This window comes from Alteromonas hispanica (assembly GCF_010500915.1).
GTDB classification, from domain to species: Bacteria; Pseudomonadota; Gammaproteobacteria; order Enterobacterales; family Alteromonadaceae; genus Alteromonas; species Alteromonas hispanica.
On the sequence record NZ_JAAAWP010000011.1, the window covers coordinates 90,172 to 105,169 of the forward strand.

The window sequence follows — 14,998 nt, forward strand, 5'->3', positions numbered from 1 at the left end:
TTTTAAGGTTTGCCTTTTTTGAAGTATTGGTAAGCTTTACTAAGCATCAGTTCGTCATTTTACACAGATAGCGTAAATACTTTTGAATTGCGCTGGAAATTATAAAGCTCCTTTTTAACTTCCGGTAATGCACTTATATCAGCTGGCTCAAACCCTTGTTCTAAAAACCAATGAGCAGTAACCGTGGTGAGAACGAATATACTGTTAATACCGGCTTCTTTGGCTCGTGAACGTACCTCTTCGAGTATCCGTTCTCCTCGGTTTTTACCGCGGTAGTCTGGATGGGTTGCCACACACGCAAGCTCTGCACATTCATCTTCTGGATATAAATAAAGCGCGGCACACGCGATAATCATTCCATCTCTTACAATGATAATGAATTGGTTAATTTCGTTTTCTAAGCGCTCTCTAGAGCGTTTTACAAGTACGCCACTGTCTTCTAGCGGTTTGATGAGATTAAGTATGCCGCCTACATCGTCTATGGTAGCTGCGCGCAACTGCTCATAGTGGTGCTCCATAACCAAAGAACCCGTACCGTCTCGGGTAAATAGCTCCTGTAGCAACGCGCCGTCATTCTCGTAGCTGATGCAATGGGCTCTCGGTACGCCGGCTGAAACGCTAGTGGTTAACGCGCTAAGCACAGTTTGCTCTGTGGTTATATCGCCACTCATTATCATTTTTTCTAGCTGAGGACGTTCTATAGTGCGAAGAAGCTTTCCGCTGCTGTTATACACGCCATCATAGTTTGAAAACACGATAAGCTTATCGGCTTTTAGCGTAATCGCTGCCTGAGTTGCCACATCTTCATGAGATAAGTTAAAGACTTCTCCCGTCGATGAGTACCCCATTGGTGAGAGCAGCACGATAGAACCGTCGTTTAAATGATCATTAATACCAGTAATATCGATTCGTCGTACTTGGCCTGTGTTTTCAAAGTCGACTCCGTTGCGAACGCCCATGGGCTTAGCAACGACTAAATTTCCTGAGCAAACACGAATTTGAGCGCCGTGCATTGGTGAATTGGGTAACCCCATGGTGAGAAGGGCTTCTACCTGAGAGCGTACCGAGCCTGCAGCATCTTTAACGCATTCAAGGGTTTGTTTGTCAGTAATACGTACGCCTTGCTCAAAGCGGCTTTCGATATTTCTGAGGGCCACACGCTGGTCTATTTGAGGCCTTGCACCATGCACCACAACAACCCTAACCCCTAAGCTGTTTAATAGCGCAATATCGTGAATAATATTTGGAAAATTTGGATGTTCGATGGCTTCGCCACCGAACATCAATACAAAGGTCTTTCCCTGGTGAGCATTTATATAAGGCAACGAACTGCGAAACAGTTTTATGCCATCGTGATGCGCTAATACCATGTAAGTATTTTCCTTTACCCTTGATTGTCCAAACTTTCTAGCTCTTTATACAGTGCTTTTGTTACTGTTTCTTTGCTGGTTCCACCTAAAATATTGCGTTGATTTACGCCGTACTCTAATTGGAGCACTGGATAGACATCTTCCTCAATCTTGTCGCATATTTCGCGTAAGTCAGCTAACGGAAGATCTTCAATGGCACAGCCATTATCAATAGCTTTAAGCACTACGCGGCCTGCAATATCGTGCCCAGTTCTGAACGGCACACCTTTGCCCACCAAGTAATCGGCAAGCTCAGTGGCATTTGAAAAGCCCTGGGTTGCAGCAAAGCGACAGCGCTCTTCGTTTAGTTGCAAAGAGTCGAGCACTTCACTAGCGATGCATAGACAAATGTGCCACTGATTTACAGCATCTATAGCGCCTTCTTTGTCTTCCTGCATGTCTTTATTGTAGGCAAGAGGTAGACCTTTCATGGTAACCAGTAATGCTTGAAGTGAGCCAAATACGCGACCGCACTTGCCGCGCATTAACTCTAGCGCATCTGGGTTTTTCTTCTGTGGCATAAGCGACGAGCCTGATGTCACGCTATCGCCTAATTGCAGGAAACCTGCTTCACCTGAGTTGTAGAAAATCATATCTTCCGCCAGGCGAGATAAGTGCATCATGCTAGTGCTTGCAACAAACAAAAGTTCAAGTACAAAGTCTCTATCAGATACCGCATCAAGACTGTTAAGGCACGGAGAATCGAAGCCCAATTCGTCAGCAATGGCGTGTCTGTCTACCGGGAAGGTGGTTCCGGCTAATGCCCCAGAGCCAAGAGGACACTGGTTCATGCGCGTTTTTAAGTCGTCAAGACGGCTTAAATCACGCTTTAGCATTTCAACATAAGCTAAACACCAGTGCGCAAAGTGAATAGGCTGTGCCCGCTGTAAATGAGTATAGCCTGGAATAATGGCTTCTTGGTGTCGGCTTGCTGCATTGAGCAGCGACTTGATCACGCCAAGCACATCAGTGCGAAGTGAGGCGATGTGCTCGCGCACCCACAGGCGAAAATCGGTGGCTACCTGATCGTTTCGGCTGCGTCCAGTATGCAATTTTCTGCCAATGTCACCTAACTTTTCGATAAGCGCAGCTTCAACAAAACTGTGAATATCTTCTTCATCAGAGGCATCAAAATCTAACTCACCGGCATCAGCTTTTGTCTTAAGCTCAACAAGCGCAGCTTCTAACTGCTGCTGCTCGTCTTGAGATAAAACGCCCGCCTTTTGCAAGGCTCGAGACCAGCTAATTGAGCCTTGTATATCTTGGCTTGCCATTACACGGTCGAACGGCAATGAGTCGTTCACCTGTTTAAACATACTGCTTGCACCGGATTCAAACCGGCCACCCCACAACGCCATGTGATACTCCTATTATTAACCTTGGTTTTTTAATGCTTCAATGCGACTTGAAAGACTGAATAGGCGAATAAACCCTTCAGCGTGCTTCTGGTCGTAAACATCATCGGCACCAAAGGTAGCAAAGTCTTCAGAGTACAGGCTGTTCGGCGAGCGGCGCTGCGTAACAGTGGCTTGACCCTTATATAGCTTCACAACGATATCGCCAGTAACTTTTTGAGCGAAAGAAGCAGCACCGGCAAGTAACGCATCGTTAAGTGCAGTAAACCAGCGGCCGTCGTACATTACATGGGAAAACTCTAGGCCAATTTGCTCGCGGTATTTAAGCGCGGCTTTATCAAGAACCATGGTTTCAAGGGCTTTATATGCCTTAAGTAATACAGTGCCCCCTGGAGTTTCATAGCAGCCACGAGACTTCATGCCTACCAAACGATTTTCTACAATATCAATACGTCCTACGCCATGAGCTGCAGCGACATTGTTAAGTTTTACCAACGCTTGGTAAGGGGAGAGTGCTTCGCCGTCAACATGCGTTAATCTGCCCTCGTTGAAAGATAGGCTTACGCGTTCAGGTTTATCTGGTGCATCTTCTGGATCTACTGTCATAGTCCACACACCTTTTGTGGGCTCCTGCCACGGATCTTCTAGCTCGCCGCCTTCGTGAGAAATATGCCACGCGTTTGCGTCACGGCTATAAATTTTGGTGGCTGAGGCCGTTGTAGCTATGTTGCGCTCGGCAAGGTAATCAAGTAAATCTTCACGGCTTACCATGTCCCATTCGCGCCAAGGTGCTATTACGGTTAAGTCAGGGGCTAAGGCTGCAAATGTGCTTTCGAAACGCACCTGGTCGTTACCTTTACCGGTACAGCCATGGCAAAGTGCGTCCGCACCTACTTTTCGAGCCACTTCTACTTGGGCTTTAGCTATTACGGGACGCGCCATCGAGGTTCCTAGAAGGTATTCACCCTCATAAACAGCACCTGTAGTGATGGTAGGAAATATATAGTCGTTAACAAATTCTTCTTTCAAATCGACAATGTGACATTCACTGGCACCAGAGGCGATAGCTTTTTCATGTAAGCCTTCTAGCTCGTCGTCACCTTGACCAACGTCAGCGGCAAACGCCACCACTTCACAGTTATAGTTTTCTTTTAACCATGGAATAATTGCTGAGGTATCAAGGCCGCCTGAATACGCCAGTACGATTTTTTTAACATTTTGCATCTAAGTGAGTCCTCTTAGGCACTGAGTAATTGAGTAAGGATGGCATTTTGGCCATGCATTCTGTTTTCGGCTTGCTGCATTAATAACGATTTATCGCTATCAATGAGAGAGCCGGTAATTTCTAAGTCGCGATGGGCTGGTTGGCAATGCATAACATAGCTTGCTCCCGAGGCCTCCATTAAGGCTTCGTTGACTTGATAAGGCATGAAAGTCGCTTTAATGTCTTCAAGCGGCGTATCGTCGCCCATCGACAGCCATGTATCGGTATAGATGACATCAGCTCCATTTGCCGCCTCTAACTCTTGGCTCTCAACAATGGTTGCGCCGGTTTTAGCTGCTAATGTTTTTGCGTGAGCGACAACGTCGGCATCGGCTTCGTGTCCTTTCGGTGTAATAACAACTTGGTTGCAACCTAAAAGTGCACCAACAATCAAAAGCGAGTGCGTTACATTGTTACCGTCGCCTATGTAAGCCATAGTCAGACCTTTAGTCTTGCCAAAGCGCTCAAACATTGTAAGGTAATCGGCTAGGCCCTGACACGGGTGATATTTATCGCAAAGTGCATTAACCACAGGTACGTTTGCCGCTTCGGCATAAGTCTCTAAGGTAGTGTGAGAAAATACACGCGCTACAATAGCATCAGCCCAGCATGCAAGATTGGCTGCGGTATCTACGGAATCTTCACGACCAGCTAGTTTACCCGACTGCACATCGAGATATACCATGTGGCCGCCTAGCTTATTAATGCCAATATCAAAGCTCACTCTGGTACGAAGCGACGGTTTCTCAAAAAGCGCAACAATCGACTTGCCTTTGAGCACGTTGCTATAACTTGCTGGGGCTTGTTTTATTTCCACTGCAAGTTGAAGTAACTTTTCCATTGCCTCTGGTGTCCAATTGGCAAAGGTTAATAAATCCTGTTTCATTCTGTGTCTCCTGAGACGCCTTATACTGGCGCTATCTCGTTGGGTAAAATTTGTGTACCCGTATTTTTATTGAGTATGTCTGCTATGTCGGCGGTCCAGCTCGCAATATATACCGCACGGGCTAGCGTTTGAGCTGACTGCAAAGCTGCATCTACTTTCACCTTCATGCCATCAGTTATCACGCCGTTATTTGCGTGTTGTGTAATGGCATGTGCATCTAAAGCGGGAATGAGTGCTTTGTTAGCATCAAGCACTCCATCAACGTTTGATAGCAGCAACAGCTCGGCGTCGAGTAATTCGGCAATGACTGTTGCGGCTTGATCGGCGTTAATATTGAGCAGTCGTCCCTGTACACTTGAGCCTATTGAACTAATAACCGGAAGGACAGACTGGGCCAATATGCTTTTTAGAAACGTGGCATCAGCAGTTGCAGGTGCGCCAACGGCACCGTATTTGTCTGCCAACGGCTCACATACCACCATATTGCCATCAAGAAGGGATAAGCCAACAGGTGTTAACCCTGTTGCCAAAGCGGCTGCACATAGTTGCTTGTTGGCCGAGCCTGCCAATGCACCACAAATGTAAGGCATGTGCTCATCTGGCGTTACCCTAAGCCCGTCTATCTTAGTACTGCTTAACCCAAGACTGGCCATAAGTGTCTCAACTAATGGTCCACCGCCGTGCACCACCACAACGTGTCGACTTTTTTGTACTTCCTTTATACTCAAAAATAATCGTGTCATTGCTGGCGCATCATCTAACAATGCGCCGCCAACTTTTATGACAATGGGGGAACGGCTCATAGTACTAACCCTGTTTCTACTGGCTGTTTGGTCATAATGTTCACGCACTGAATAGCCTGCGACGCAGCGCCTTTCATTACGTTGTCAATTGCTGAAGTGATAACGGCATAGCCTGAAGCTTCATCAAGCTTCCAATGCAAATCGACGAACGGCGTGTGCGCAACATCATCGATTTTCGGGAAGCTGTTGCGCAAACGAACAATAGGCTTATCAGCATAGGCAGCTTTATACACTTCATCAAGTTGGACTTGTTTTATGCCAGGTTTCACTTTCACTGTGATGGTAGCAAGAATACCGCGCTTAAAATTACCTAAGTGGGGAGTGAATATAACAGGCGTGCCTAAATAGGCTTCAATTTCTGGGGTATGACGATGACCTAGCACGCCATAGGCGTGCAAACTGACTTCAAAAAAGCTGGTGGTTAAATTCGCTTTTCTACCCGCACCCGACACACCCGAAACGGCATTAATAACAGGGCGTACCGCTTTGTCTAGCAACTGGTTTTCACACAGAGGCTTGAGTGCCGTTAAGCTGGCCGTCGGGTAGCAGCCTGGCACCGCGATAATTTTTGCCGGCTGAATATCTGAACAATACCATTCGGCTAAGCCGTAAACCGCTTGTTCTAAGCTGTCTTTTTGTAAATGAGGAAATCCATAAAAATCTTCGAACACCTGGGTGTCTTTTAGCCTGAATGCACCTGATAAATCGAGCACCTTTGCGGAACCCGACGTGAGTATGGGCATCCAGTCGTGGCTTGCCTCATGGGGAGTAGCCAAAAATATAAAGTCCACACTATTAGCCAGCGTCTCTAGTACTTCATCGTTAATAGGAAGCAGAGTTGCGTCGACGTGGGCGAGGTTTCCATGCAGTTCACCAATAGACTTATGTGCATCGGCGCTGTTTGATGAAACATATGTACCCTTGAGCACGAGTTCAGGGTGCTGCTGAACTAATTGGACAAGTTGTGCCCCTGTGTAACCACTGGCACCAATAATTGAAACGTTATACATAATAAATTTATTCAAAATAAAGGAAAAAAAATCACTTTTTACCTTTGTAAACTGATTGGGCGTCTATTGCCTAACCTCGACCACATTACAAAGGTAAAAAGTGTGCTACTGCAAAAGCATAGATTAGAACGAGTGTCGTCGCTCGCTATGCAACGTGTAGCTAGCCAGGGGAGAGGTAAACTTTGTTACGCGGTTTGCCTTAAAAAACACCACGTGAGTTGATGTTGTCATCATTAATTCCTGTCTTACGTCACTTTTAAAAAAGTGCGTATGCTTTAACCGTGGATAAGTGTACCTATTTTGAATTTATATGCAATATTAATGTATAAATATTTTATTTGTATTCATCTTACGACCCAAAAGAGCAGGTAAATAAGCTAATTCATATATTACATTGCAAACTGTTACAGATGTTTGACAACTGTTCACGCCCTTGTGAATATTTATACAAAAATAACTTTGCTGAATTTTGCTTCTTAAACATGCAAGTACGCTGTACACTTTCTATGGAGTAATGAACGCAGTTAAACCGTTTTTCAAAATAAAAGGCAAATCTGGTAATGAGTAAGCTAACACTGGCGCTAGTGGCCCATGATCACAAGAAACCTGAATTATTGATTTGGGCTAAACAACATCTAAACGTATTAGAGCAGTGTCGTCTGGTTGCTACTGGAACAACCGGAGGCTTAGTAGCCGATGAAACCGGGCTTGAGGTACAGCGTTTTAAAAGTGGGCCTTTAGGTGGCGACCAGCAAATTGGCGCGCTAATCGCAGACAATAAACTCGATGCATTATTCTTCTTTTGGGACCCGCTAAATGCTGCCCCTCACGATCCTGATGTGAAAGCTCTGCTGAGGTTATGCTCGGTTTGGAATGTGCCTGTGGCCTGTACACCGGCAACTGCTGATTTAATCATTACTTCCCCGCTGTTTCTATCACCCGATTACAAACCGGTGAAGCCAAGTTTTTAGGCAGCAAAACGTTAAATAGCCGAGCGTTAACTCGGCTATTTGCTTCTTACTTTCAATAATTTAAATGAAATCTGAAAAGTACAGGCTTCATGCAGTTAGTTTAGTAACTCCATCAATCCTCGGGCTTCTCGTCTATTGCTTTTTAACGCATTTTTTTGGTCGTCGGTTAAAACCGCAAGCATAGCTTTTTTAGATTTAACCTTGTCTAAAGCTGCAGAAACTAATTCATCCTCATATTGAGCGGCAATCGCGAGGAACGCTTCCTCAGTAAAGTTATCACTTTTTATCAACTCACGCTGAGCGTGTTTAAATGCTTTAAACGTTTCTCGATGTAAGGCGCGGTTTTCTTTTTGCGTCCCACGAATATCAGCTATCGCCGCTTTTTGTTCTTCTGAAAGTGTAATGTTATCAAAGAATTCAATGTCCATATTTTGCGCTGGGCCACGAGCAAAATCATGAGCAAACCCGCGTCTTTGCCCTTCATAACTGTCGTGACGCTCTTGGTAAGAGCCACCACGCCTTTCACGGGCACTAGTAAGCATTTCCTGTCGCATACCCTCTCGCTTTTCTTTGAACGCTTGGTGACGCTGATTGAGTGTCGCCTGTTGCTCAGCGGTCAATACATTAAATATATCGTGTTGTAGCGCGGCCACTGCGAGGTGCTTTTTCGTCTGCTTGGCAATTCGCTGCTTAATAATTTCGATAAGCTCTGCGTCGGTTGCCTCAACAAGCGTCTGCCTATCAAACCCATTGTGTTTTCTATCTTCCTTTCTTGCTCTTCTAGCGTTCGCTGTCTCTTCTTTAAAGGTTGCAATGAGTGACTTAACTTCGTCTTTTTGCGCGTCAGTGAGAGAAAGCCCACGCAATTGTTTAACCATGTTTTTAACTGAAGATTTCACTGTATCATGGTGATGCATCTCGCTGCCGTGTGGCTTGGCATAGGCAAAGCTGCCAATGCCTACTGTTGCAATAATCGCTGAAGCAATAAGTAGCTTTTTCATAATCGTCTCCTTTTGTTTCGACAATATGAGATTAGTCTTTTACTGCGCGCAAATCCGTCAGCAAAGTGTAAAGCTTGTGTAAAGGCAGCTCTATAGAAAGACGGTAAAGCTTCAAAAGGATATAGTGTTTCACCTACAAGAGATGACGTATCAACTTTTAAATCAAATCTTTTCGTTTTTAACCTATAGAAAAGACATTGAAAGGCTAAAGAGTATATTTTGATGAATAATGACTTCCATTTACAGTCTGTGTTGGTAATTGATGACGACAAAGAACTTACCGATATGTTGTCGTCTTACCTCTCTGGGATGGGGTATCGAGTAACCGTTAAAGATGATGGTGAAGCTGGGCTTTCAGAAGCTATTTCCGGGCATCACTACGACCTCATTTTGCTGGATGTAATGATGCCTAAAATGGACGGCTTTGACGTGCTTCAAAAATTGAGAGCAAGCCATACTACTCCGGTGCTGATGCTTACCGCCCGCGGCGATGACTACGACCGTATTCTTGGCCTTGAATTAGGTGCCGATGATTACCTGCCCAAACCTTTCAATCATCGCGAACTTGTGGCGAGAATTAAGGCAATTGTGCGTCGTCATACGTTATCTGCAAATGGCGGCGGTGCAGAGCAGGACATCCTCATAAACGAAATATTCCTAAGCCCGAGTAGTCAGAAGGTGAAAGTGAACGACGTGGATTTAGATCTTACAACAACAGAGTTCATGATCCTTCGCCTGCTTATGCTGAATGCTTCACAGCGAGTGACAAAAGAGCAAATTAGCTTAAAAGTGCTTGGAAAGCCTCTGCAGGCATTCGATAGAAGTGTCGATATGCATGTGAGCAATTTGCGTAAGAAAATCTCTGCCGCTACGCCTGGCGATAAAATTAAAACCTTGAGGGGCGTAGGGTATATGTTGCTGTCGGAGTAGCGGTATGCTGAAAAAGTTAAATCCAACTCGCGCTATTATGGGGCGAATTTTTTTGTGGTTTTGGGCCACATTTATAGTTACCGCGGCATTGGCTATCGTGGGTACACGATTCTTTTTTGAAGAGTTGGAAGTGGTTGATATTACCCCCCAAGATGTTCGAACTTTATCTGCGTCGGTAACTCGGTTGGAGCGGGAAAGAAGGCAGACTATCCCGTTAGTGAAACTACTTAACCGCCTTGAACGAGAAACTCGCGGTCGCTTAGTTGCGATTAATACCGAAAACAAGCAAATAATTACTCCTCCAGGCGCACCAGTTCGAGACAAAGACGCTAAGGCAATGCAAAAATTAATTGGGCAAGAGACGGCAATTGCGATTAAGCGAGGACCCATAAAGTATTCTGGCCCCATGCTTTTTAACTATGCCAATAAACAATACGCATTGTTTACAGTGAAGTTAGATCGCGCTGCAGAAAATAAGCCCTCTTTTTTACTTTTGCTTTCTATAGCAATAATCACCACCAGTATTCTGAGCTGGTTGTTTGCCCGTTCGTTAACAACGCCGATTTTACACATCCAAAGTTCTGCAAAGAAACTTGCCAACGGACAATGGAATACCCGAGTTGGTCACGCCTCAAAAAGACATGATGAGCTTGGACAGCTTGCGCGAGATTTTAACATCATGGCAGAGAAGCTCGAGTCAATGTGGGGGGCGCAAAAACGTTTGTTGGCAGATGTATCTCACGAACTTCGCTCACCACTGGCTAGGCTGCAAATGGCGCTAGGGTTGGCATATCAGCAAAATGTCGACCCTGACACACTCATGCGTGTCGAGCGAGAGGCTAACCGAATGGAAGCATTGGTAGGCCAACTGCTTACCTTAAGCCGCGCAGAAGCAGGCCAAGCGTCGCTGAAAAAAGCATTTTTATCCGATGTTTTAAATGAAGTATTTACAGATGCTAATTTTGAAGCCGCAAACTCTAACAAGCAGCTTCGCATTGCCACTATCCCAACGCTATCAGTGTTGGTTGACAGCCATATGCTTTGTAGGGCTGTAGAAAATGTGCTGAGAAACGCCATTCGACACAGTAAATACCTCACTAATGTGGAATTTGAACAAGATGATACGCATTGGCACATAGAAATAAGTGACGATGGCGACGGTTTATCACTAGAAGACTGTGAACAAATATTTTCACCATTCTACCGTGCTTCAGCGGCAAGGGAGCGAGAATCGGGTGGAGTAGGTTTAGGGCTCTCTATTGCAAAGGCCGCGGTTGAGTTACATAACGGCGTTATTAAGGCTGCGCCTCAAAGTAACAAAGGGTTAAAGGTGACCTTATCATTCCCTTTTTTGACTACGCGGGCATTGTGATCGCTTTATGGCTTAGACAGTTCAATGATTACCTCATATTCTTGGTTAGATGTACTATCTAGGCCGGTATCAAGTGTAATACGGTCCGATTCAATCGTACTGCCGTCTGGAAGTTTGATTTTTATAGTCGCTGTATAGCCTAGTTTGGTGAATGCGAACGCAATATCTCCACGCCAGTTTTCAGAGACATTTTCGCAACTGAAAAATGGTGTTGACTTGCCTTTGGGTATCGTAATAGGGCAAACAAATTGAGCAGGATCAACACTAATATCAACATCAGAAAGGTCAACATATGTCGCTTTCTTGTCGTTGTTCGTATCGCAAGCCTCTGTTATGCCATTTATAGTAATTAGGCAGTTGATGTTGCCGATAATGGCAAAGAATTTCTCAGCTGCTGACTTACTGTCGACTGTCACCCTTAATGATGAGTCGATAAGTGCCCCAAGTTCCTCTGCAGGTGATACGGGAGATGTACCTGTAATGCTCGCATTATAGGCCATCGATTTGGTAAGAATATTGACATCTCCATCGAAAAGCGCCTCGACCCTCCCGCGGCTATACGTACCATAGAAGTCATTGATAGGATCAATAATTGTTCTGATATCCTCGTTAGTTACGGTTGCAATATCTGTATCTAGAGACTCCCATTGAGAAAGTAGAGTTAAATTGACATCATAAAAAGGGGTAAAGGCTTTCCAATCTGACGAGCCAGAGGCAATCATCGTTTTAAGTGCACTTTTGTGTGAAGCCGTCATTCTGTCGAGATAAATTCCTCGAGCGATAAGTTGATAACCACCTGGAGCAACAGTAATGTCACGATCTGAAGGTTTATCGGGGGGAGAAGTTCCTCGAATTTCCGCTGCAATTTTAGACTCTGTGTAGTTTGTATAACTTGTCAGTTTGTCACTGTCTAACAAATATCTATCGCTAAACTCAATAACATCAATAAGCTGCCAATCAGGATAGATTTGAAAATATCCATCTACCCGTTTAAATCGACATATCTCTTCATAAGCATCGCCTGTAGATAATGCCTTAGAATACAGGCCGTTCGCTAGTCGTTTGTAATGACCATGTGGCAATCCACCTTCAGTACGAAAAAATTGTTCGTCATTAACCATCTTTGAAGTATCGTGATGATCTCTACAGCAAGCAGTGCAAATATCAGGTTGTTGAGAGCCGTCTAACACACCAACTGTTTTTGATACTTCAACTCCAGGTTTAACAACGAGCTCATTCCCATTATAAACTGTCATACTAGGTGTTTTTGCCAATCCAGAGCCACCTAACTTGCAATTGCAGTTAACGGTGAGAAAATCTTCTTGCTCCAGCTTATCAGTCTGCCCTGGTAAATTAATGAATCTAATTGTTTCAAATTGGACTACATTATTCTCACCTTGGTTATCAATATCAGGCACTGGTTTGCTAGTTTCAATGTTTTCACCGTTGCCTAAATCGTATGAAATTACGTCAGGCGCTAAACCTGGAGTATATGCTACCTTGGGCTGAACCTTTGCGTTATCGGTTTCGTTGTTTGCTTGAAAGCTTCGTGACGCGAGTACGGGAGGGATAATGCTCTCGAGACTGACATTTTTTACTTGCCCCTCAACGTCTGTCCAAGCTATGGAAACAGAGACAAGCTTCTGATCTGCTACTGGTGGTTCCGGAGACGGCGCCGACGGAGTTCCCTCATTAACCCATGTTTCCGGGATTCCGTCAGCATTAGTATCAACATAGTACTGTTTAGTCACATTCCAGCTACGCGAAAATGTATAATTACGGCTATTGTCTGACTTCACATTAACAACAACATTTCCTGCGCCTAGAGAGCCGCCTGTATTGTCATCGATATCATTGAACGCAACTTCTCCTGCCGTTACCTCTAATACCTCGAAATTTTTAAGGTCATCAACCTTTTCTTGTGCCAACTGCAAGGCAATAAGGCGTAGATTCAACTCTAAATCAGTTCGCATATATTTTGATTGAAGCGTTACAAATCCGGCTACTGCTATCATCATTATAAATGACGCAACAAGTACTTCTATTAGTGTAAAACCGCTACTGTCTTTTCGTTTAGAAATCACGCCAACTCCCCGGCACATATGCAATGCGCCTAAATGCATCGTTTTGTTCCAAGCTCTCAACAACCTCGGCATCAAAGACTGAATTAAATGTACCATTAGACTGTCCAACAGGGTGGTTCGATGCAAGGATCCCATTTACTCGAGCGCCACCAATCATGTTCATTTCGAAGTCGACTGCAGTGGTAGGCTTTCTAAATGAAAAGACCAAACCATTTATTTCAGCCCCCCCATTCATAGTTATATCACCATCACTTACCACAAGAATAACTGGATCACTTATGCTTCCCACTATGGCATTGGCATTTAACGAGCAATCGCCATCAACCCAAATCAGACCTACAGAGCCAGCATTTAGCGTATCGCAGCTACTTAGCTTTAATTGGGCATCAGCTTTCAAAGTAGGCCACTCATCTTCTGGAGTGTTGAAAAGGTACTCCATTAGGTCATCTGGAAAGTTAGGGTCGTTGTCTAAAATATCTAAAGATTGAAACCCCTTTTTGGAGTAGGGAGATGAACTACAATTACCGTCACTAAATTCTTGTAATCCGCATGTCGTTCCGCTTCCGTTATTCATATCTACATCAGTATCCGTCCAAATCGACAGTGGCACGCCCACTCCACCGCCATTAGGGTTGGCCGCAACTTCAAAGTTACCAGATACGTTGAGTCCTCCGGCAACAATCAGAGGTACGTCAGGTGGGTTTGCTAATATGGAATATTGTATAGCTTGTTGTTGAAGAGTGAGTTCAGATTGCGCATCAGGTGAGTTACCTATGGAAACTAATGTAATAAGTTCTATTTCTGCAGAAAGTCGTGCAATAGTTTGTCTTGATGCGCTCACTGAGTACTCACCTTGTCCAGGAAGGACCGTATTAATGGTGTTGCCATTCCAAGTTCGATCTTCTTTAAGGCGACTCATCGCGTGGGAAAGCCCAGCTTCCGCACTACTAAATGCCTGCTGATAGTTTTGTGAATTTAACAAAATGTTATATTCAAAAGACTTTAATCGTCCCGTTGTAAGAGTAACTAGCGTCACTAAAATTAGCAGCAAAATAACAGCAGTGAGAACTACCATTCCATCTTGTGAACGTGGAGGAGAGCTCATACTATCCATCATAATTTCGTACCAATGCTTGCATAGTGTATTGCCGAGAGACATTTTCATCATTAGCGTGTTCGGCCTGTAAATTAATTCTCACTATCGTGGTTGGGATTTCGTTTGCTACAGTTTGATTTACAGCGAAAGACAAAGCAGTAATCACAACGGTTGAGGGGTCAGTAAGAGGCAGCCATCCAGCTCCGTCACATTCAGCGTCATTTACCCTAATCTCAATGGTATTGTTTTTTAGACGATACCCAAAGTTATCTCCATCAGCACCGGCATCAAAGATGCCATTGTTATTCGCGTCATAGGAAAATAATATACAGCTGTTTATTGCCTCGCCGGGATGCGCAGATAATTCAATAGAGTCTGCAAAAGGAGATGGATTGTTTGATGGGTCTTGAACCATGGATGTCGTTGCGCCAGAGTAACCAGCGCGCTTAATGTCCCGTACTAAAAGCGACATTATATTTGAAGCTTCCTCATTCACTCTCGCTCCTGAGAGTAAATTAGCATTGACACCTATCCCTGTACCGACTAGAGAAGAAAGGGCTGAAAGCGCAGTTATACCTAGTGCCATGCCAATGAGTAACTCGACCAGTGAAAAGCCAGACTGCTCTCTCGCAATTAGCATGCTGCATAACTCCCTAATTCACCAGAAACCAAGCAAATACTGAGTCGTCCTGTCCACTTCCCCATTAATGACACAGTTCTAAACTAGAGTTTTCCAGTTTTTCTCGGTAAGCTGCCGGAGGCAGGTTACCGAGACTTTCATGTGTTCTTTCTTCGTTATAATCCAGTCGCCAGAACC

At 44.6% G+C, this 14,998-nt stretch carries 13 protein-coding genes; 3 read left to right on the forward strand and 10 right to left on the reverse strand.

All coding sequences use genetic code 11. The features are described from left to right. Positions 1-59 precede the first annotated feature (59 nt). Genes argA through argC form a run of 6 tightly spaced genes read right to left on the reverse strand, consistent with a single transcriptional unit; the run spans position 60 to position 6,727 of the window. The gene (gene argA / locus GTW09_RS15275) at positions 60-1,370 is read right to left on the reverse strand and encodes an amino-acid N-acetyltransferase (protein WP_071978484.1); all 1,311 of its coding nucleotides are present in this window, start codon (positions 1,368-1,370) and stop codon (positions 60-62) included. 14 nt (positions 1,371-1,384) lie between these two features. Then, positions 1,385-2,767 carry an argininosuccinate lyase gene (gene argH / locus GTW09_RS15280; protein WP_163112574.1) on the reverse strand — a complete coding sequence of 461 codons (1,383 nt, stop codon included), beginning with the start codon at positions 2,765-2,767 and terminating at the stop codon, positions 1,385-1,387. A 15-nt stretch (positions 2,768-2,782) separates the two neighbouring features. Beyond that, positions 2,783-3,988, reverse strand: a complete 1,206-nt coding sequence (locus GTW09_RS15285; protein ID WP_071978486.1) for an argininosuccinate synthase — start codon at positions 3,986-3,988, stop codon at positions 2,783-2,785. Between the two features lie 14 nt (positions 3,989-4,002). Further along, positions 4,003-4,914, reverse strand: coding sequence for an ornithine carbamoyltransferase (locus GTW09_RS15290; protein WP_071978487.1), 912 nt, complete (start codon positions 4,912-4,914; stop codon positions 4,003-4,005). A 20-nt stretch (positions 4,915-4,934) separates the two neighbouring features. Then, the gene (gene argB, locus GTW09_RS15295; RefSeq protein ID WP_163112575.1) at positions 4,935-5,717 is read right to left on the reverse strand and encodes an acetylglutamate kinase; all 783 of its coding nucleotides are present in this window, start codon (positions 5,715-5,717) and stop codon (positions 4,935-4,937) included. Further along, the gene (argC, locus tag GTW09_RS15300; RefSeq protein WP_163112576.1) at positions 5,714-6,727 is read right to left on the reverse strand and encodes an N-acetyl-gamma-glutamyl-phosphate reductase; all 1,014 of its coding nucleotides are present in this window, start codon (positions 6,725-6,727) and stop codon (positions 5,714-5,716) included. Before argC ends, argB begins: the two co-directional genes overlap by 4 nt. Positions 6,728-7,287: 560 nt before the next feature. Here argC and GTW09_RS15305 point away from each other — a divergent pair. Then, positions 7,288-7,698 (forward strand): methylglyoxal synthase, encoded by a 411-nt coding sequence (locus tag GTW09_RS15305; protein ID WP_163112577.1) that lies wholly within the window; start codon positions 7,288-7,290, stop codon positions 7,696-7,698. 95 nt (positions 7,699-7,793) lie between these two features. Here GTW09_RS15305 and GTW09_RS15310 read toward each other — a convergent pair whose 3' ends face one another. Beyond that, on the reverse strand, positions 7,794-8,699 hold the full coding sequence (locus tag GTW09_RS15310; protein WP_163112578.1) for a Spy/CpxP family protein refolding chaperone: 906 nt from the start codon (positions 8,697-8,699) through the stop codon (positions 7,794-7,796). Between the two features lie 222 nt (positions 8,700-8,921). Here GTW09_RS15310 and GTW09_RS15315 point away from each other — a divergent pair, with 222 nt between their 5' ends. Together GTW09_RS15315 and GTW09_RS15320 are read left to right on the forward strand one after the other, a co-directional pair. Further along, positions 8,922-9,629, forward strand: coding sequence for a response regulator transcription factor (locus tag GTW09_RS15315; RefSeq protein WP_163112579.1), 708 nt, complete (start codon positions 8,922-8,924; stop codon positions 9,627-9,629). Positions 9,630-9,633: 4 nt separating this feature from the next. Then, positions 9,634-11,001, forward strand: a complete 1,368-nt coding sequence (locus GTW09_RS15320; protein ID WP_163112580.1) for an ATP-binding protein — start codon at positions 9,634-9,636, stop codon at positions 10,999-11,001. A gap of 5 nt (positions 11,002-11,006) precedes the next feature. Here GTW09_RS15320 and GTW09_RS15325 read toward each other — a convergent pair whose 3' ends face one another. The 3 genes from GTW09_RS15325 to GTW09_RS15335 are packed head-to-tail and all read right to left on the reverse strand — an operon-like array spanning position 11,007 to position 14,821. Then, complete coding sequence (locus tag GTW09_RS15325) at positions 11,007-13,085, reverse strand: type IV pilus modification PilV family protein (protein WP_163112581.1); 2,079 nt, start codon at positions 13,083-13,085, stop codon at positions 11,007-11,009. Further along, positions 13,075-14,202 carry a hypothetical protein gene (locus GTW09_RS15330; RefSeq protein ID WP_163112582.1) on the reverse strand — a complete coding sequence of 376 codons (1,128 nt, stop codon included), beginning with the start codon at positions 14,200-14,202 and terminating at the stop codon, positions 13,075-13,077. The genes GTW09_RS15325 and GTW09_RS15330 overlap by 11 nt, the downstream gene beginning before the upstream one ends. Then, a complete protein-coding gene (locus tag GTW09_RS15335; RefSeq protein ID WP_163112583.1) occupies positions 14,192-14,821 on the reverse strand; it encodes a prepilin-type N-terminal cleavage/methylation domain-containing protein in 630 nt (209 codons plus the stop codon). The genes GTW09_RS15330 and GTW09_RS15335 overlap by 11 nt, the downstream gene beginning before the upstream one ends. Between the last annotated feature and the right edge of the window lie 177 nt (positions 14,822-14,998).